Annotated in this window: 1 protein-coding gene; it reads left to right on the top strand. The window is 47.0% G+C overall.

The annotated features are described in order from the left end of the window. The coding region (locus ACYQ4S_RS12985; RefSeq protein ID WP_459771600.1) for an RNA-guided endonuclease TnpB family protein at positions 1 to 253 on the top strand (253 nt) is incomplete at both ends.

The raw sequence follows: 253 nt of genomic DNA, 5'->3' as shown, positions 1-253 counted from the left end.
CCAGTAAGAACCTGATGAAAAATCATAAACTGGCAAAAAGCATTGGTGATGCAGGATGGTATGAATTCGTCCGCCAATTAGAATATAAATCCAAGCAAAAAGGACGGACACTTATCAAAGCAGACCGGTTCTATCCGTCTAGTCAGGTTTGTTCGAGTTGCGGACACCGAGACGGCAAGAAGCCGCTCAATATCCGGGAGTGGGACTGCCCGACATGCGGGGAATACCTTGACAGAGATATCAATGCCAGCAA

It is taken from the genome of Alkalibacterium sp. s-m-28 (assembly GCF_054658175.1).
The sequence above is the reverse complement of the archived record's forward strand: the minus strand, read 5'-3'. Positions and strand labels throughout refer to the sequence as shown.